Genomic DNA, 17,555 nt, shown 5'->3' with positions numbered 1-17,555 from the left:
TATATAGATGAAGAAATTTATAGAAACAGTTAAAAACATTTGGTCAATCGAGGAATTAAGAAATAAGATTCTTATTACACTTAGTTTCATGGTGATCTACCGATTTGCAGCACAAGTAACACTACCTGGTTTAGATGGTAGTGTTATTGCTGATTCTTTGAATAGCAATTCTGGTGGAGCCGGTGGAATCCTTGATATGATTAATATGTTTACTGGTGGTGGATTTTCTAGAGCATCGGTAATGGCATTAGGAGTAATGCCTTATATCTCGGCATCTATTGTTGTTCAGTTAATGGGTATTGCAATTCCTTATTTGCAGAAATTAAAGAAAGACGGAGAAAGTGGTAATAAAAAGATTACTCAAATAACACGTTGGTTAACTATTGGTATTACGTTGGTTCAAGGACCTGCTTATATTGCTAGTTTACCTTCTTTAGGTATTCCTGCAGAGGCATTTATAATGGGTCAAGGAAATACCTTATTTTGGATAACTTCTTTAGTATTATTAACAACTGGATCTATCTTTGCAATGTGGTTAGGTGAAAAGATTACTGATAAAGGAATCGGAAACGGAATCTCATTGTTAATTATGATTGGTATTATTGCAGGATTCCCTAGTGCATTTGCGCAAGAGTTTGCGTCTAAAACTACGAATGGTGGTGCTGGTGGAATTATGATGATCTTAATTGAAATCATTGTTTGGTTTGCAGTAATTTTAGCATGTGTTTATTTAGTTACAGCAATCAGAAAAGTTGCTTTGCAGTATGCTCGTAAAACAGTAGCAGGTACAGTAACAGATGTTGCAGGAAGTAGACAATACATTCCTTTAAAGTTGAACGCAGCAGGTGTAATGCCTATTATTTTTGCACAAGCAATTATGTTTGTTCCTTCGGCTTTAGTTACGGCTGATTTTACATCGGAAGGTGTAAAAAGCGTAGCAGCAATGTTTGCAGATTTTTCTGGAGTTGGATACAATGTATTATTTGCAACTTTAATTATCATTTTTAGTTTCTTCTATACTGCTATTACAGTTCCTACGAACGAGATGGCGGCTTCTATTAAAAGAAGTGGAGGATTTATTCCTGGAATTAGACCAGGAAAAGAAACTGATAATTATTTAGATAGAATTTTATCTTTAATAACATTCCCAGGATCTATATTCTTAGCATTGCTAGCAATATTACCTGCCTTTGTAATTAAATTTGGAGTACAACAGTCATGGTCAATGTTCTATGGTGGTACCTCATTATTAATTATGGTTGGAGTAGCTATTGATACAATTCAGCAGATAAATTCACATTTATTAAATCGTCATTATGATGGTTTAATGAAAACAGGAACTAAAAGAAAATCAGTAGCATAATGGCCAAGCAATCAGCAATTGAACAAGACGGAACTATAACAGAAGCATTGTCTAATGCAATGTTTCGTGTAGAACTTGAAAACGGGCACATAGTAACGGCACATATTTCTGGTAAAATGCGTATGCATTATATTAAATTGTTACCAGGGGATAAAGTGAAATTAGAAATGAGTCCTTATGATTTAACAAAGGCAAGAATTACTTATAGATATTAAAAAATAAACGATGAAAGTTAGAGCATCAATTAAAAAAAGAAGTGCCGAGTGCAAGATTGTGCGTAGAAAAGGCAGATTATATGTAATCAACAAAAAGAATCCTAGATTTAAACAAAGACAAGGGTAATTATGGCAAGAATAGCAGGTATTGATATTCCTAAAAATAAAAGAGGAGTTATTGCATTAACTTACATTTTTGGAATAGGAAGAAGCAGAGCCCAAGAGATCTTGGAGGCTGCAAAAGTTGACGAAAGTAAAAAAGTTCAAGATTGGAACGATGCAGAAATTGCAGCCATTCGTGAGCAAGTTGGAACGTTTACTATTGAAGGTGAATTACGTTCTGAAACGCAATTGAACATCAAACGTTTGATGGATATTGGATGTTACAGAGGTATTCGTCACAGAACAGGTTTACCATTAAGAGGTCAGAGAACTAAAAACAACTCTAGAACTAGAAAAGGTAAGCGTAAGACAGTAGCAAACAAAAAGAAAGCAACTAAATAATAAATAAAGGCGTTAGTCATTAGAAATTAGAAGTTAGATGAATCTGTTTGAAATAGAAATGTTTAGGATTCTAGCAACTATAGCTAACAACTAAAAACTATAAAATATGGCAAAGACAAGTAAAAAACGTAAAGTTGTTGTTGAAGCAGTTGGTGAAGCACACATTACTGCTTCATTTAACAATATCATTATCTCATTAACAAACAAAAGAGGTGATGTAATTTCATGGTCATCAGCTGGTAAAATGGGCTTTAGAGGTTCTAAAAAGAACACTCCATATGCTGCTCAAACTGCTGCTGAAGATTGTGCAGCTGTTGCTCACGAAGCTGGTTTAAGAAAAGTGAAAGCTTATGTTAAAGGACCAGGAAACGGAAGAGAGAACGCAATGAGAACACTTCATAACAATGGAATTGAAGTAACAGAAATTATTGATGTTACACCAATGCCACATAATGGATGTCGTCCTCCAAAAAGAAGAAGAGTATAATTAAATTAATTCTAACAATAGGAACAAGATTATCGAAGGAGTTTAAGCCTTAATTCATAATCCCTATTAATACACAAAGAAATGGCAAGATATACAGGACCAACTACAAAAATCGCACGTAAATTCGGAGAAGCAATTTACGGAGCGGACAAGTCTTTTGAGAAAAGAAATTTTCCTCCAGGACAACACGGTAACAACAAACGAAGAGGTAAAAAATCTGAGTATGCTGTACAGTTACAAGAAAAGCAAAAAGCAAAATATACTTATGGTATATTAGAGCGTCAATTTAGAGGTTTATTTAAAAAAGCATCTGCAAGTAGAGGTATTACCGGTGAGGTATTATTACAATTGGCAGAGTCTCGTTTAGATAACGTTGTTTTCCGTTTAGGAATTGCTCCTACACGTAATGGTGCAAGACAATTAGTTTCTCACAGACATATTACTGTGAACGGAGAGATTGTAAATGTACCTTCTTATTCATTAAGAGCAGGAGATGTTATTGCAGTAAGAGAAAAATCTAAATCTTTAGAGGCTATCGAAAATTCATTAGCTAATAATAGCAATGTTTATGAGTGGTTAACTTGGAATGGTGAAACTTTACAAGGAACTTTTGTAACGGCACCAGAAAGATTACAGATTCCTGAAAACATCAAGGAACAATTAATCGTAGAATTGTATTCTAAATAATAAATTAATCATATTGAAGTTTGGCCAAAGGGTTCATAAGTATTTCTTCAAACTTATGAACCGCGCAAGCAAACAACAATTAAAAAGAAGAATAAAATGGCAATATTAAATTTTCAAAAACCTGATAAAGTAATAATGATCGACTCTACCGAGTTTGAAGGTAGATTTGAATTCAGACCATTAGAACCAGGATTTGGTTTAACGGTTGGTAACGCTTTGAGAAGAGTTTTACTTTCATCTTTAGAAGGGTTTGCAATTACTTCAATTCGTATTGAAGGAGTTGAACATGAGTTCTCAACAATCAAAGGAATCGTAGAAGACGTAACTGAGATTATTTTGAACTTAAAACAAGTACGTTTTAAAAAGCAAATTGATGATACAGATAGAGAAACTGTAAATGTTTCTGTTTCTGATCAAGGTCAGTTAACTGCTGGAGACTTACAAAAGCACATTTCAGGATTCCAAGTGTTAAATCCAGATTTAGTTATCTGTAACATGGAAACTTCTGTAAACTTACAATTCGAAATTACCATTGAAAAAGGTAGAGGATTTGTACCTGCAGAGGAAAACAAAAAGGCAGGTGTTGCTTTAGGAACAATTTTTACTGATTCTACTTACACTCCAATAAAGAATGTAAAGTATGCTGTAGAGAATTTCCGTGTAGAGCAAAAAACGGATTATGAAAAATTAGTATTTGATATCGTTACTGATGGTTCAATTGCACCGAAAGATGCATTAACTGAAGCTGCAAAAATATTGATTCACCACTTTATGTTATTCTCTGATGAGCGTATTACTTTAGAGGCTGATGAAATTGCACAAACTGAAACTTACGACGAGGAATCGTTACATATGAGACAATTGCTTAAAACTAAGTTAATTGACATGGATCTTTCAGTAAGAGCATTAAACTGTTTAAAAGCGGCAGAAGTAGATACATTAGGAGACTTAGTATCATTCAATAAAAATGACTTAATGAAGTTCCGTAACTTCGGTAAAAAGTCTTTAACTGAACTAGATGAGTTAGTTGCAGTAAAAGGTTTGAATTTCGGTATGGATTTAAGCAAGTATAAATTAGATAAAGATTAACCTTTCATATTTTGCGCCCCAATATTTGGGTTGAAGCAAGATGAAAGTAAAAAGTAAATGTCATGAGACACGGAAAGAAATTCAATCACTTAGGAAGAAAGACAGCGCACAGAAAGGCGATGTTATCAAATATGGCTTGTTCTCTTATTGAGCACAAACGTATTAACACTACTGTAGCGAAAGCGAAAGCTTTACGTCAATATGTAGAGCCACTTATTACAAAGTCTAAAGACGATACTACACACAACCGTAGAATTGTATTTAGTTACTTAAGAAATAAGTTTGCTGTTACTGAATTGTTTAAGGAGGTATCGCAAAAAGTTGCGGATCGTCCAGGTGGTTATGTAAGAATTATCAAATTAGGGAACCGTCAAGGAGATAACGCTTCTATGGCAATGGTAGAATTAGTTGATTACAACGAATTGTACAACCCGAATGGTAAGAAGAAGAAAAAGTCTACTCGTAGAGGTAGAACGAAAAAAGTTGAAGCGACTGCTGCACCTGTTGAAGCTGTAGAAGAAGCACCAACAACTTCTGAACCAGAAGCAACTGAAGAGTAATGAGGATAACTCGTTGATAATATAAAAGGATAAGCTAATTGTTAGTTTATCCTTTTTTTTATATTTGAACGGAAATAATTTAAGAAAACAAAGGATTTAAAGTGGAGTATAAGCAGCACAAAAAAGCAATATTATTGTTGGAAGATGGAACCATCTTCGAAGGGAAGTCAATTGGCATTGAAGGATCAGCATTTGGAGAAATATGTTTCAATACAGGTATGACCGGGTATCAAGAAATATTTACAGATCCATCTTATTATGGTCAAATGATGTTAACTACCAATGCGCATATTGGTAATTACGGAGTGAATGATGAAGAAATAGAATCTGATTCTGTAAAGATTGCAGGATTAGTTTGTAGAAATTTTAGTTTCAATTATTCTCGTGATCGTGCAAATGATTCTTTAGAGAATTATTTTGAAAAGCAAAATTTAATCGCAATTTCAGATGTGGATACCAGAGCGGTAGTACGTTATATAAGAGATAAAGGAGCGATGAATTCGGTAATCTCTACAGATGTTGATAATATTGAAACATTAAAGAAGCAATTAGCTGAACAACCTTCTATGGATGGGTTGGAATTGGCGTCAAAAGTTTCTACAAAACAGTCTTATATTGTTGGTGAAGATTCAGCTACCTATAAAATAGCTGCTTTGGATATTGGAATTAAAAAGAACATCATCCGTAATTTGGTTAAGAGAGGTTGTCAAGTAAAAGTATTTCCATACAACGCTACTTTTGAAGATTTAGCTTCATTTAATCCAGATGGGTATTTCTTATCAAATGGCCCCGGTGATCCAACACCGCTAGTAGATGCTCGGAATGTTGCAAAGGAGATTATTAAAAGAGACTTACCTTTATTTGGTATTTGTTTAGGGCATCAAGTAATTGCTTTGGCAAATGGTATTGAAACTTATAAAATGCACAATGGGCATAGAGGAATTAATCATCCAGTAAAGAATTTGGTAACTGGTAAAGGAGAAGTAACCTCTCAGAATCATGGATTTGTTGTTAGTAAAGAGTCTTTAGAAAAGAATGAAGATTTTGAATTAACGCATATACATTTAAATGACGAGACTGTTGCGGGTATACAAATGAAGGATAAAAACTGTTTTTCAGTACAATATCACCCAGAAGCAAGTCCTGGGCCGCATGATTCTTCTTATTTATTTGACCAATTTATTGAGAATATTAAAAAGGCGAAGTAAAAATAAAGAGTTTCTAAAATTCATAACTGAATTTTAGAATATCGCAATAATTTAAGAATTTAACCCCTATGTAACATTGGTACGTAGGGGTTTTTGTATCTTTGCATCCGTATAAATAATTAAAAAAAGAAAGAAATGAGTATCATTATAAACATTCATGCAAGACAAATTTTTGATTCAAGAGGTAATCCTACTGTAGAAGTAGATGTAGTTACTGAAAACGGTGTGCTAGGAAGAGCAGCAGTCCCTTCAGGAGCATCAACTGGTGAACACGAAGCTGTAGAACTGAGAGATGGCGGAGATAGCTACATGGGTAAAGGAGTTTTAAAGGCAGTTAAGAATGTAAATGAAATCATTTCTGGTGAATTGTTAGGAGTATCTGTATTTGAACAAAATTCTATAGATCAATTAATGATTGATTTAGATGGAACTCCAAATAAAGCTAAATTAGGAGCCAATGCTATTTTAGGTGTTTCTTTGGCAGTGGCAAAAGCAGCCGCAAATGAATTGAATTTGCCTTTATATAGATATGTTGGTGGCGTAAGTGCAAACACTTTACCTGTGCCAATGATGAATATTGTAAACGGAGGCTCACATTCTGATGCGCCAATTGCATTTCAAGAATTTATGGTAATGCCTGTAGGTGCAGAAAACTTTACACATGCAATGCAAATTGGTAGTGAAATTTTCCATAACCTAAAGAAAATTTTACACGATCGTAATTTAAGCACAGCGGTTGGTGATGAAGGTGGATTTGCTCCAACATTCGACGGAACGGAAGATGCTTTAGATACGGTTTTGGCTGCGATAGAGAAGGCTGGTTACAAAGCAGGGTCAGAAGTAATGTTAGCGTTGGATTGTGCAGCAGCAGAATTTTATGTTGATGGAAAATACGATTACAAGAAATTTGAAGGAGATAGTGGTGTGATTAGAACATCTGAAGAACAAGCAGATTATTTGGCAGAGTTAGCTGCAAAATATCCAATTATTTCTATTGAAGATGGAATGGATGAGAATGACTGGGATGGTTGGAAATATTTAACTGATAAAATTGGAGAAAAAGTTCAATTAGTTGGGGATGATTTATTCGTAACTAATGTTGAGCGTTTGTCTAGAGGGATTGAAAATAATATTGCAAACTCAATTCTAATTAAAGTAAATCAAATAGGAACATTAACAGAAACTATTGCAGCAGTTAATATGGCGCATAATGCTGGGTTCACTTCAGTAATGTCTCACAGATCTGGTGAAACAGAAGACAATACAATTGCAGATTTAGCTGTAGCGTTAAATACAGGTCAAATTAAGACAGGTTCAGCTTCTCGTTCTGATAGAATGGCTAAATACAACCAGTTATTAAGAATTCAGGAGGAGTTAGGAGAAACAGCCTATTATCCGAAGGAAAAAGCATTTAAAATAAATTAATTTTTATTTGAAAGCAAAAAGCCAACATTGTAAAAAGTGTTGGTTTTTTTTGTTATAAACGAGTTTTTTATTGGTGAAAATGATAATTATTTAAAAGAAGATAATCGAATTTGTGAAACCTATATTAAGACCAATTTAACTTTTAATTGAGGACGATTTTTCGTAATTTCGTGCTCGGATAAAATGAATAAAAAAATAAAATGAATATGTCAGATAAAGCAAAATTAGAAGTTAATGGAGAGGTATTCGAATTCCCAACATATGTAGGGACTGAGAATGAAAAAGCGATAGACATATCTAAATTAAGAGGCGCAACAAATGGCGTGATTACAATTGATCCAGGATTCAAAAATACAGGATCTTGTGTAAGTGAAATTACCTTTTTAGAAGGAGAAAAAGGAATTTTGAGATATAGAGGATATTCAATCGAAGAATTAGCAGAGAAGGCTGACTTTTTAGAGGTTGCATATTTGTTAATTTTTGGGGAATTACCAACGGAGGAGGAATTAGAGAAATTCCATGCCGATATTAAAAAGAATTCAGTTGTTGATGATGATGTAAAAAAGATTTTGGATGCCTTTCCTAAGGCAGCGCATCCAATGGGCGTGTTGTCTTCATTGACAAGTGCTTTAACGGCATTTAATCCAGGATCTGTAGATGTTAGTTCAGAAGAGGCCATGTACAACGCTATTGTAAGAATTATGGGGCAGTTCCCTGTATTGGTTTCTTGGACAATGCGTAAAAAGCAAGGATTGCCTTTAGATTACGGAGACAACTCTTTAGGATATGTAGAGAACGTTTTAAAAATGATGTTCAAACAACCAAATGAAGAGTATAAGTTAAACCCTATCCTAGTTGAAGCTTTAGATAAATTATTGATTTTACATGGGGATCACGAGCAAAATTGCTCAACTTCTACGGTTAGAGTTGTAGGTTCGTCTCATGCAGGGTTGTTTGCTTCTTTATCAGCAGGGATTTCGGCATTATGGGGACCATTGCATGGTGGTGCAAATCAAGCTGTATTAGAAATGCTTGAAGCTATAAAAGAAGATGGAGGAGATACTAAGAAGTATATGGCAAAAGCAAAAGACAAGAATGATCCATTTAGATTAATGGGCTTTGGTCATAGAGTATATAAGAACTTTGATCCTAGAGCAAAAATAATTAAAGTTGCAGCTGATGAAGTACTAGCAGATTTAGGTGTAAATGATCCAATTCTTGAAATTGCAAAAGGATTAGAACAAGAAGCTTTAACGGATGAGTATTTTGTATCTAGAAAATTATATCCAAACGTAGATTTCTATTCTGGAATAATCTATAGAGCCATGGGTATTCCAGTAGAAATGTTTACTGTGATGTTTGCACTAGGACGTTTACCTGGTTGGATTGCACAATGGAGAGAAATGAGATTGCGTAAAGAACCAATTGGAAGACCAAGACAAATTTATATAGGTGCTACAGAAAGAGCATTTGTACCAGTAGAAAATAGATAATATTTAGAAAGTAATAAGTACATTTGTCGTTCAAATCTAAGTCATGATTTGAACGACATTTTTTTGCGCTATGTTTAAATTTAATATTGAAAACGAAACCTCACCATTGCAAGCAGTTATATTAGGAACGGCAAATAGTAATGGTCCTACTCCAAAATTATCGGAATGCTACGATCCTAAATCGATGGAACATGTAAAGGCCGGTACTTATCCAAAAGAAGTGGATATGATTAAAGAAATGGATGAGGTGTCTGAAGTTTTTAAGAAACACAATGTTACAGTTTATAGACCAACAATTATTGAAAATTATAATCAAATATTTTCTAGAGATATAGGCTTTGTTATTGAAGATAAATTTATTCGTGCCAATATTCTTCCCGATCGGGATAGAGAGATACATGCCATAGATCATATTCTTAAAACGTTTAATTCGGATTGTATTTTTGAATTACCCGAAGAAGCACATGTTGAAGGAGGAGATGTAATGCCCTGGGGTGATTATATTTTTGTCGGAACTTATTCTGGAGATGATTATCCAGATTATATTACTGCTCGTACAAATATGGATGCGGTAATGGCTTTACAAGAATTATTTCCTGATAAAATGGTGAAGTCATTTGAATTGAGAAAATCTAACACAGATGCAAAAAACAATGCTTTACATTTAGATTGCTGTTTTCAACCAATAGGAACCAATAAGGCTATTATACATAAAAACGGATTTTTAGTTGAGAAAGAATATCAGTTTTTAGTAGACTTGTTTGGTAAGGAAAATATTTTTGAAATCACTAAAGAGGAAATGTATAATATGAATTCCAATGTGTTTTCAATTTCTCCTGAAGTTATTATTTCTGAAAAGAATTTTACGCGATTGAATTCATGGCTACGAGCACAAGGATTTAACGTAGAAGAAGTAAATTATTCTGAAATTGCAAAACAAGAAGGTTTGTTACGTTGTTCAACGCTACCATTAATTAGAGAATAAGAAATTTACTTTATTCTAACATATTTCTCTACAATATATCGATCTATATTTGCGGCCTCCACTTTTTCATGACCATATTGAATTAAAGTGTCTCCTTTCAACTCTATTTTAAATGGAAATTTATGTCCTCTTAAATCAGTTGACCCTATGTAGTTTAATGATTCAACATAATCATTACCATTTAGTGTATAAGTTCCTGCGCCACCATAAAAACTTTCAGAAGTTCCCTTTACTTGGTTGAAAAAAGAGAAATGAGAAGCGTTTATTATTTTGATAAAATCAGATTTGCTAATATCTTTAATTTGTAACGAATCATTTTCCTCAATTGAGCCATAAAATAATTTCCAAGTACCTTTAATAGACGCAGTCGAATTTTCATTGTGAGCACAAGAAATAATGGTCATAGCGATAACCATTAATAGATAAAGTTTCTTCATCTAATTATTTAATCTTTAGAATTCCCTTCCCTTCAACGGCCAGATATATAAAACCATCAGGGCTTTGTTTTACAGAACGCACACGCCCAATGTTTTCAAATAATTTTTCTTCTTTTACCACTTTGTTGTTTTCTAAATGGCAGTGATTTAAATATTGGAATTTTAGTGAGCCTACAAGTAGATTTCCTTTCAATGATGGATAGCGTTCGCTAGTAACAAATTCCATCCCACTAGGCGCAATAGATGGTACCCAATAATGGATCGGATCTTCCATCCCGGGTAAGGAAGTATGTTCGGTAAGGGTAGTGCCATTATAGTTTATTCCATAACTCGCTTTGGGCCAGCCATAATTTTTTCCAGCTTGCATAATATTTATTTCATCTCCCCCCTTAGGGCCATGCTCGTGAGTCCATATTTCACCTGTTTCAGGATTTAATGCCATTCCTTGAGGGTTTCTATTTCCGAATGTAAAAATTGCCTTTTTAGCATTAGGTTCATTATGAAATGGATTGCTTTCTGGTATTGATCCATCATCATTCAATCTGTAAATTTTACCGCCATCTTTGGTAATGTCTTGAGGATTTACATCTCTATTAAAACGATCTCCAATACTAAAATAAAGGAAGTTATTCTTGTCAAAAGCCAATCTTGAACCAAAATGATTTCCAGATTTTTCGTTCGGAGTTCCACGGTATAGTTGCTCTTTTTTCACAAGTGTATTGTTTTCTATTTTGGCACGCATAACTGCTGTGTTTGCTCCATCATTCGAATCTCCTTCAGAAGTTGCATAAGTAAAATAGATCCACCCATTTTCACTATAATTTGGGTGCGCTTCAATGTCTAATAATCCTCCTTGACCTCTAACTTCAATTTCTGGCAACCCGTCTATTTCAGTTTTAGTTCCATTTTTAACCAACAATAACTTGCCATCAATCTCAGTAACGAGCATCGTGTCATCAGATAAAAAGGTCATACTCCAAGGTCGTTTAGATTCAATGATCGTTTCTAATTCTAAAGTTACCGCTGGATTTTCAGTTGAATTATAAACCAATGCATTGGCATTTTTATTTTCACATGAAACAAGTGAGACTAATGCTAGAATTGGTAAGAAAAGAAGTTTTTTCATAATTACTGTATTAAGAAATAGAATGTAAAGCTACAAAATTTTAATGAGCATTAAATTATTTAAAATTGATAATTCAATTGCATCCCGAAGTAGTAATTTATAGGTTCGCCAGGGTAATAATATCTTGGTGCATTTCCTCCAAAACTACTTGCGTTAATCAAAAGCATAGAAGCGTATTTCTCGTCAAATATATTATTTATTCCACCGTAGAAGTCGAAAATTACGTTTTCAAATAAAGCGGCTTTAAATCCAAATTTTGTATTTATAATTTGATAACTTTCGGAATACTTACTATTGTCATCTCGCATTGGAATTGAACCAATATAGTTATAATTAGCACTTATATAGGCACCAGACTTGAAATTAAGAAATAAGCTAGAATTGAAAACTTGGTTAGGAACACCAGTTAGATCGTTCCCAGAATAATCATTCTGTTCAGTTACAAAATCTTTAAACTTAAAATTGTTTAAAGTAAAAGCGTTATGAATTTTTAGATCAATATTGTCGGATTTAATCAATTGATGGTAAGTTGCTATTTCCAACCCGTTATACGTTGTTTTACCAGCATTTACTCCAATAAATTGATTATCACCAGTTCGGCGTGCAACAAGTAGATCCTTTACATTCATTCGGAATAGTGCTACGTCATATGAATGATTTTTAATAATCTGTCCTCTAGATCCAATTTCAAAATTCCAGCCCGATTCTGGTTTAATAGCTGTATTTATTAATCCATTGGGTAATAAGGTTTCTTCTAAAGAAGGCGTAGAGAATCCATGAGATGAACTAATAAAAACCATATTGTTTTTAGCGAAAGCATAGGTTAAGGCAGCCTTTGGAGAAACAATTAAATCATATTTATAATCTCCAGATAAATTATCATTTTCGTTGTTGTAATAATCAGTAAGGTCATAATAGGTTTTGTTCAGATTTAAACCTGCACTTAGAAATAAAGTATTTGAAAAATGATACTTTGAATCTAAGAATAAGTTAAAATAACTGCGTTTTTCTTTTAAATCGCTCAATAAGCCACCTTGTACACTTCCGGTTTCTGGAGGGTATTCTCTATACAAGTTTTCAAAGGTCTGGTATTCATTAGTGTCTGAAAATAACTCTCCACCTATTACATATTCAAATTGTTTAGAAAAAAGTTGAAAACTAGAGTTTAACCTGCTTCTAATACCAATTCCGTTTGTCTTTTCTTGCAATATGTTAAAAGGTCTAGGTTCGTATGCATCTAAAAATGAAGTAAAAATACTTGTATATTGTTCGGTATTTTGTGAATATTTATGTTGCCAAGATAAACCAAATAGACCCTTTTTATAATCTTCATATCCTTTTGCACGCCCCCAAGTAAATGCTGCTTTTGTTGGATCGTTTATATAGTCTTGCTCATTTAATGAACTTGGGATAAATGCTTTTAAATCTATATATGTTGCAAAAATATTTAATTGATTGTTTTCGTTTAAATTATAACTGGAATTTAAACTAATTGTTTCTCTATCTGTTTCATTGTTTTCTCGATAACCGTCGCTGTGGAGGTTCGAGTATATTATAGAAGTGCTGCCGTTTGAACTGGAGTAGTTTATAATAGCGTTTATTTTTTGCATTCCGAAAGAACCATTGTAATATTCTATACTTCCAAACGAATTGTTCTTATTAGAAAACGGATTAATTTGTATTGTTCCCCCAAGGCCTGACCCATATAAACTTGAAGAAGGACCTTTTAAAATTTCAACAGAACCTATAGCCTTCATGTCAATATCTTCTATAGTTGAAAACCCTGACCCGTTAGTTAATGGTATGTCTTTGTAATAGGCTCTTATTTTACTGGTGCCGAAAAGATTTCTAGAACCGATACCTCTAATCGTTATCCTGTTTGTAGTTAGGGTTCCATTATGCATATATAGCCCTGGAATGGTATTTAACACAGATGCAATATTTATAGTATTACTAGAGTTAATTACCGCAGATTTTAATACACTAATTGAAGATGGAGTTGACTTTAAGGAACTTCTAAAATGCGACGACTTCACAACGATTTCGTCTAGCAATTCTGAGTTTTGAATGGAGTCAGTTTGATGAACTACTTCCTTTTGACTATACGTTGTATAAAATGATAAGAGAACTAGAAGCCCTGAAAATGTACATCTCATTAGCTAAGAACCGACTATTTTTGTTCAATTAAAATAACTGAATCTAACTCCAATCTTGTTTTTAACCAAAGTTTCAGTTTTACTTCTTGCTGTTTGGTGTTAGGAATAGAATCGTACCAACTTGCTGCAAAAATTGAAATAGTATCTATAGACTGGAAGTTGGTAGTCATGACGTGACCGTAACTCAATGTTTTAAGACCTGAATACACAATTCTGGCTTCGTCTCTAACCTTAGAAAATGGTACTCGGTAATATTTATCCAATTCGTTTTGAAGTTCTTTTATTTTATCTTCACTTGTTTTAATTTTCTCATCTCTAGACACAATAATTTCTTGATTTCTTGCATATAAATCGGTGAGTTGTTCAACTTTATTCTGTAAGTCCGTACTCTGACTCTGTTCAATATTAAGTTTTACATTGGTAAGTTCAAATTCAGATAAGCGATTGTTCCAACTCTCCACTTCAGATTGGGACATTGCATCACCATAAATAATCAGTTTGATAGATTTAGTTTTATAGTCAATATCACCTTTATTGGAATCAAAAATGTGAACACCGCTTTGTTTCATTGCTTCTATAAGATGCTTTGCATTAATGCCAAATTGATCAATCTTATAAAGTTTATAAAACTGAAAAACACTAAAACTAAAAATAACCAATGCAAGAAAGGAAGCGACTTGTGCAACTCTTTTTCTTTTTGCCGAATTGATGTATTTAACCATTGGAAATTGTAAAAACTTTACAATTAAAAAAGTCGCTAATGCAATAAATATTGCATTGATTGTAAATAAAAACATGGCTCCAGAAAAGTAACTCCAGTTCCAAACTGCAAGACCATAACCAGCAACACATAGCGGAGGCATTAGGGCTGTAGCAATTGCCACACCGGCAATAGTATTGGTTTGTTTAGACCTTCTGCTCATGGCAAGTATCAATGCCAAACCACCTGAAATTGCAATAAAAACATCCCTTGCGTCAGGGGCAATTCTGGCTTCAATTTCTGGAGTTAAATCTTGGAAAAGTGGAATTTTAAAGAAAAGAAACGAAGTAACTAAACTTAATCCAATCATTACTCCAAGATTTACAAATGACCTTTTTAGGGTATCAATATCATTAATTCCAATAGACAATCCAACACCTAAAATAGGGCCCATTAAAGGAGAAATAAGCATGGCACCGATTACTACTGCTGGAGAACTTACGTTCAATCCGATAGATGCAATTAGAATAGAAAATACCAACACCCATGCAGTATGCCCTTTCATTGAGATATTATCCTTAACATCTTCGATAGTCGCTTTTTTATCAGTATCAAAACGGATATCAAGTATTTCCTTCAGAAATACTAATAAGTCGTTAAATATAGTGCCTAAATCCGATCTCTTTTTTGGTTCTTCAGGCGTCTGCATATTTTCTGTTTCTTCACTCATAGTAAAATGTTTAAACTAAATTATCGCCAAATTTATCTGTTACCTTTTTCGTAATTTTATTTATATCTTTTTCTTCGTTTTTCGGGCATATAAAAAGTACATTGTCTTTTTCTACAACAATATAATCACTCAAACCTTGTATCACCACTTTTTTATGAGTTTGGGTTCTGATGATATTGTTTTTAGCGTTATTTAAAAGTGTTTCACCTCCAATAATTGCATTATTTTGGTCGTCCTTAGGAATTTTACTGTACAATGAATTCCACGTCCCTAAATCATTCCATTCAAAATCAACGGGTAGCACACAAATGTTATTTGCATTCTCTAGTACTCCAAAATCTATTGAAAGATTTTCTGCATGGTGATAGTTATTTTCAATAAATGACTTTTCATTTTCAGTATTGTAAACGGTATTCCCTTCCTCAAACAATTTTGTCATTTCAGGAAGCTCTTTTTTAAAAGCCTTTATAATACTTTTTGCACTCCATATAAATATTCCCGCGTTCCATAAATAGTCTCCTTGCTCTAAATATTCCTCGGCCTTTTCAATATTTGGTTTTTCAACAAATTCTAATACTTGTTTAATTTCATTGCTTTCATTCTTATACTTTATATAGCCGTATTCAGTTGTTGGTGTAATGGGTCTAATTCCTAAGGTCATTAAAACATCATTGCTTTTACAATAATCAAATGCCTTAGAAACACTGTTTATAAATTTACCCTCATTTTTAATCCAATGATCACTAGGAGCAATTAACATAATTGCATCAGGATTTTTCTGATATATTTTTAAAGCTGCATATAGAATAGAAGGAGCTGTACTGCGTTTGCATGGTTCCAGAATTAAATCATTTTCAGATAATTTTGGCAGTTGCTCTAGAACAAGGTCTTTATAACTATTATTAGTAGAAACAAGAATATTTTCACTTGGTACTAATTTTGTGACTCTATTGTAAGTAGTTTGAATAACGGAAGCTCCATCCCCAAGAATATCTTGAAATTGTTTTGGGAATTTTTTAGTGCTCATTGGCCAAAATCTTGAGCCAAAACCACCTGCCATTATTATTGTGTATAAATTTTTATTCATTAATTAATTTGTAACAATCATTTTAACTTCAACGTTCTGATTGAATAAATAAGTTTTATTAGAGTGCAATTCTAAGCACTCGTATCTTGTTCTGCGTTTAGTACCCATACGAAATGTACGGTTTTTAAATGTGAAATCTGACCCAAAAGGTATTTCAAAGATAAAATTCTTATCTGACTTTTGATTAAAAGATTTCAAGGCAAGAGATAGATGCACATCAGAATCCGTACTCGCTTTTGGGTTTTTTAAGTAGTTTGCCAAATGAGGTAATATTTCCATTGGATAAATGGATGGATTTACAAATGGCAACATTAAATGTTGAAAAGTCATTTTCCATTCTATACCGTGGGGTTGCACTCTTTTAAAATTTAAATGGGTTACTAAATGAGCAACTTCGTGTATTAAGGTCAACAAAAATTGATATTGATTTAAATTGTTGTTAATCGTAATTTGATATTTTCCTTCTTTAGTTTTTCTAAAATCACCGTGTTTCGAACTCCGTTGATTCACAATTTTTAAAGTGTGCGGATACTTGTTTAGCAATTCTAAAACTAAAGGATAAGCATCCTTAGGAAGATGATTTAATAAGGGATTATTCATGAATTACAAAGATATGTTTTTTCTTTTGTTTACATATTTTGTTAAAGTCATTATTAAAATAGAAATGTAATTGTTTTTAAAGCACACTTTTTTATCTGTATCCTATATGATTAATAGGAATTAAGTAACTGCATTTAAATCACATTTTATGACAATTTTCATATTTTAATTCAGTAAAAAATTGTACAATTGCGAATTAATTTTAAAAGTTTAATGAAATTACTACTTTTTTTATTCGCATCAACTACCATGTTCGCCCACGATTATTATTTTGCCTTTGCAGAAATGGCATTTAATAACAGTAGCAGTAAATTTGAAACAACCATTTCAATTTCTACGCACGATTTGGAACATGCATTAGAAAACATTAATAAGCCTGTAGGTCATTTAGAGAAGGTTCATGTAGATTCGGAAGAATTTAAAGTTTTGGAGGCCTATTTATTAAGTCATTTCAAGGTTACATTTAAAACGCCGGTAAGTTTTAATTTACTTGGTTTTGAATCGAAGTTAGATGGCGTAACTTATTTTTATTTGGAGTCTGATGCAGTAGAATTGCAAGACACGATAAAAGTAAAGTTTGATGCTTTGATGGAAATGCATAAAGAACAACAAAATAAAATGACGTTTTATCATAATGATAAATCGTATTCCAAACCATTTTTATACACAAATAGAATTCAAATAATTAACTTAAATAAATAAT

At 33.0% G+C, this 17,555-nt stretch carries 19 protein-coding genes; 13 read left to right on the top strand and 6 right to left on the bottom strand.

All coding sequences use genetic code 11. The annotated features are described in order from the left end of the window. The first annotated feature begins 7 nt into the window (after nt 1–7). The 12 genes from secY to RM519_RS04750 all read left to right on the top strand — a co-directional run bounded on the left by secY (nt 8) and on the right by RM519_RS04750 (nt 10,016). Nucleotides 8–1,363: a preprotein translocase subunit SecY gene (gene secY / locus RM519_RS04805; protein WP_311592431.1), complete on the top strand. Its 1,356-nt coding sequence runs from the start codon at nt 8–10 to the stop codon at nt 1,361–1,363. Next, entirely contained in the window at nt 1,363–1,578 is a 216-nt protein-coding gene (infA, locus tag RM519_RS04800; RefSeq protein ID WP_311592430.1) for a translation initiation factor IF-1, read from the top strand. Before secY ends, infA begins: the two co-directional genes overlap by 1 nt. A gap of 10 nt (nt 1,579–1,588) precedes the next feature. Then, complete coding sequence (gene ykgO / locus RM519_RS04795; RefSeq protein ID WP_013621733.1) at nt 1,589–1,705, top strand: type B 50S ribosomal protein L36; 117 nt, start codon at nt 1,589–1,591, stop codon at nt 1,703–1,705. Between the two features lie 2 nt (nt 1,706–1,707). Next, nucleotides 1,708–2,082 carry a 30S ribosomal protein S13 gene (gene rpsM, locus RM519_RS04790; RefSeq protein ID WP_311592429.1) on the top strand — a complete coding sequence of 125 codons (375 nt, stop codon included), beginning with the start codon at nt 1,708–1,710 and terminating at the stop codon, nt 2,080–2,082. A gap of 106 nt (nt 2,083–2,188) precedes the next feature. Continuing rightward, a complete protein-coding gene (gene rpsK, locus RM519_RS04785) occupies nt 2,189–2,569 on the top strand; it encodes a 30S ribosomal protein S11 (protein ID WP_311592428.1) in 381 nt (126 codons plus the stop codon). Nucleotides 2,570–2,650: 81 nt separating this feature from the next. Beyond that, entirely contained in the window at nt 2,651–3,256 is a 606-nt protein-coding gene (gene rpsD, locus RM519_RS04780) for a 30S ribosomal protein S4 (RefSeq protein ID WP_311592427.1), read from the top strand. 96 nt (nt 3,257–3,352) lie between these two features. Beyond that, nucleotides 3,353–4,345 (top strand): DNA-directed RNA polymerase subunit alpha, encoded by a 993-nt coding sequence (locus tag RM519_RS04775; protein WP_311592426.1) that lies wholly within the window; start codon nt 3,353–3,355, stop codon nt 4,343–4,345. A gap of 62 nt (nt 4,346–4,407) precedes the next feature. Further along, nucleotides 4,408–4,905, top strand: a complete 498-nt coding sequence (gene rplQ / locus RM519_RS04770; protein ID WP_311592425.1) for a 50S ribosomal protein L17 — start codon at nt 4,408–4,410, stop codon at nt 4,903–4,905. 101 nt (nt 4,906–5,006) lie between these two features. Next, nucleotides 5,007–6,113 (top strand): glutamine-hydrolyzing carbamoyl-phosphate synthase small subunit, encoded by a 1,107-nt coding sequence (carA, locus tag RM519_RS04765; protein WP_311592424.1) that lies wholly within the window; start codon nt 5,007–5,009, stop codon nt 6,111–6,113. Nucleotides 6,114–6,248: 135 nt separating this feature from the next. Further along, a complete protein-coding gene (gene eno, locus RM519_RS04760; protein ID WP_311592423.1) occupies nt 6,249–7,538 on the top strand; it encodes a phosphopyruvate hydratase in 1,290 nt (429 codons plus the stop codon). A 206-nt stretch (nt 7,539–7,744) separates the two neighbouring features. After that, complete coding sequence (locus RM519_RS04755; RefSeq protein ID WP_311592422.1) at nt 7,745–9,031, top strand: citrate synthase; 1,287 nt, start codon at nt 7,745–7,747, stop codon at nt 9,029–9,031. A 70-nt stretch (nt 9,032–9,101) separates the two neighbouring features. Beyond that, nucleotides 9,102–10,016: a dimethylarginine dimethylaminohydrolase family protein gene (locus RM519_RS04750; RefSeq protein ID WP_311592421.1), complete on the top strand. Its 915-nt coding sequence runs from the start codon at nt 9,102–9,104 to the stop codon at nt 10,014–10,016. Nucleotides 10,017–10,021: 5 nt separating this feature from the next. On the opposite strand, the gene RM519_RS04745 is transcribed toward RM519_RS04750, so the two are convergent. Genes RM519_RS04745 through RM519_RS04720 form a run of 6 tightly spaced genes read right to left on the bottom strand, consistent with a single transcriptional unit; the run spans nt 10,022 to nt 16,852 of the window. Continuing rightward, a complete protein-coding gene (locus RM519_RS04745; protein ID WP_311592420.1) occupies nt 10,022–10,453 on the bottom strand; it encodes a DUF4488 domain-containing protein in 432 nt (143 codons plus the stop codon). Nucleotides 10,454–10,457: 4 nt separating this feature from the next. Further along, nucleotides 10,458–11,579, bottom strand: a complete 1,122-nt coding sequence (locus tag RM519_RS04740) for a PQQ-dependent sugar dehydrogenase (RefSeq protein ID WP_311592419.1) — start codon at nt 11,577–11,579, stop codon at nt 10,458–10,460. A gap of 59 nt (nt 11,580–11,638) precedes the next feature. After that, the gene (locus RM519_RS04735) at nt 11,639–13,735 is read right to left on the bottom strand and encodes a TonB-dependent receptor family protein (protein WP_311592418.1); all 2,097 of its coding nucleotides are present in this window, start codon (nt 13,733–13,735) and stop codon (nt 11,639–11,641) included. A 14-nt stretch (nt 13,736–13,749) separates the two neighbouring features. Further along, nucleotides 13,750–15,165 (bottom strand): DUF389 domain-containing protein, encoded by a 1,416-nt coding sequence (locus RM519_RS04730; protein WP_311592417.1) that lies wholly within the window; start codon nt 15,163–15,165, stop codon nt 13,750–13,752. Between the two features lie 10 nt (nt 15,166–15,175). After that, nucleotides 15,176–16,252: a mannose-1-phosphate guanylyltransferase gene (locus RM519_RS04725; RefSeq protein ID WP_311592416.1), complete on the bottom strand. Its 1,077-nt coding sequence runs from the start codon at nt 16,250–16,252 to the stop codon at nt 15,176–15,178. Between the two features lie 3 nt (nt 16,253–16,255). Continuing rightward, nucleotides 16,256–16,852: a SprT-like domain-containing protein gene (locus RM519_RS04720; protein ID WP_311592415.1), complete on the bottom strand. Its 597-nt coding sequence runs from the start codon at nt 16,850–16,852 to the stop codon at nt 16,256–16,258. 213 nt (nt 16,853–17,065) lie between these two features. Between RM519_RS04720 and RM519_RS04715 the strand changes: the two genes are divergently transcribed. Next, on the top strand, nt 17,066–17,554 hold the full coding sequence (locus RM519_RS04715) for a DUF6702 family protein (RefSeq protein WP_311592414.1): 489 nt from the start codon (nt 17,066–17,068) through the stop codon (nt 17,552–17,554). The last annotated feature ends 1 nt before the right edge of the window (nt 17,555 follow it).

This window comes from Urechidicola vernalis (assembly GCF_031846385.1).
Lineage (GTDB): Bacteria > Bacteroidota > Bacteroidia > Flavobacteriales > Flavobacteriaceae > Urechidicola > Urechidicola vernalis.
Note: the sequence above shows the minus strand (reverse complement) of the source record. Positions and strands in the feature narration are given on the sequence as shown.

Excerpts from the sequence above, each read along its gene's own strand:
- RM519_RS04720 (WP_311592415.1), bottom strand. The coding sequence starts at position 16,852 with ATGAATAATCCCTTATTAAATCATCTTCCTAAGGATGCTTATCCTTTA.
- rpsM (WP_311592429.1), top strand. The coding sequence starts at position 1,708 with ATGGCAAGAATAGCAGGTATTGATATTCCTAAAAATAAAAGAGGAGTT.
- rpsD (WP_311592427.1), top strand. The coding sequence starts at position 2,651 with ATGGCAAGATATACAGGACCAACTACAAAAATCGCACGTAAATTCGGA.
- RM519_RS04725 (WP_311592416.1), bottom strand. The coding sequence starts at position 16,252 with ATGAATAAAAATTTATACACAATAATAATGGCAGGTGGTTTTGGCTCA.
- RM519_RS04730 (WP_311592417.1), bottom strand. The coding sequence starts at position 15,165 with ATGAGTGAAGAAACAGAAAATATGCAGACGCCTGAAGAACCAAAAAAG.
- eno (WP_311592423.1), top strand. The coding sequence starts at position 6,249 with ATGAGTATCATTATAAACATTCATGCAAGACAAATTTTTGATTCAAGA.
- RM519_RS04740 (WP_311592419.1), bottom strand. The coding sequence starts at position 11,579 with ATGAAAAAACTTCTTTTCTTACCAATTCTAGCATTAGTCTCACTTGTT.
- infA (WP_311592430.1), top strand. The coding sequence starts at position 1,363 with ATGGCCAAGCAATCAGCAATTGAACAAGACGGAACTATAACAGAAGCA.
- secY (WP_311592431.1), top strand. The coding sequence starts at position 8 with ATGAAGAAATTTATAGAAACAGTTAAAAACATTTGGTCAATCGAGGAA.
- RM519_RS04775 (WP_311592426.1), top strand. The coding sequence starts at position 3,353 with ATGGCAATATTAAATTTTCAAAAACCTGATAAAGTAATAATGATCGAC.
- rplQ (WP_311592425.1), top strand. The coding sequence starts at position 4,408 with ATGAGACACGGAAAGAAATTCAATCACTTAGGAAGAAAGACAGCGCAC.
- RM519_RS04735 (WP_311592418.1), bottom strand. The coding sequence starts at position 13,735 with ATGAGATGTACATTTTCAGGGCTTCTAGTTCTCTTATCATTTTATACA.
- RM519_RS04715 (WP_311592414.1), top strand. The coding sequence starts at position 17,066 with ATGAAATTACTACTTTTTTTATTCGCATCAACTACCATGTTCGCCCAC.
- RM519_RS04750 (WP_311592421.1), top strand. The coding sequence starts at position 9,102 with ATGTTTAAATTTAATATTGAAAACGAAACCTCACCATTGCAAGCAGTT.
- RM519_RS04745 (WP_311592420.1), bottom strand. The coding sequence starts at position 10,453 with ATGAAGAAACTTTATCTATTAATGGTTATCGCTATGACCATTATTTCT.
- rpsK (WP_311592428.1), top strand. The coding sequence starts at position 2,189 with ATGGCAAAGACAAGTAAAAAACGTAAAGTTGTTGTTGAAGCAGTTGGT.
- RM519_RS04755 (WP_311592422.1), top strand. The coding sequence starts at position 7,745 with ATGTCAGATAAAGCAAAATTAGAAGTTAATGGAGAGGTATTCGAATTC.
- ykgO (WP_013621733.1), top strand. The coding sequence starts at position 1,589 with ATGAAAGTTAGAGCATCAATTAAAAAAAGAAGTGCCGAGTGCAAGATT.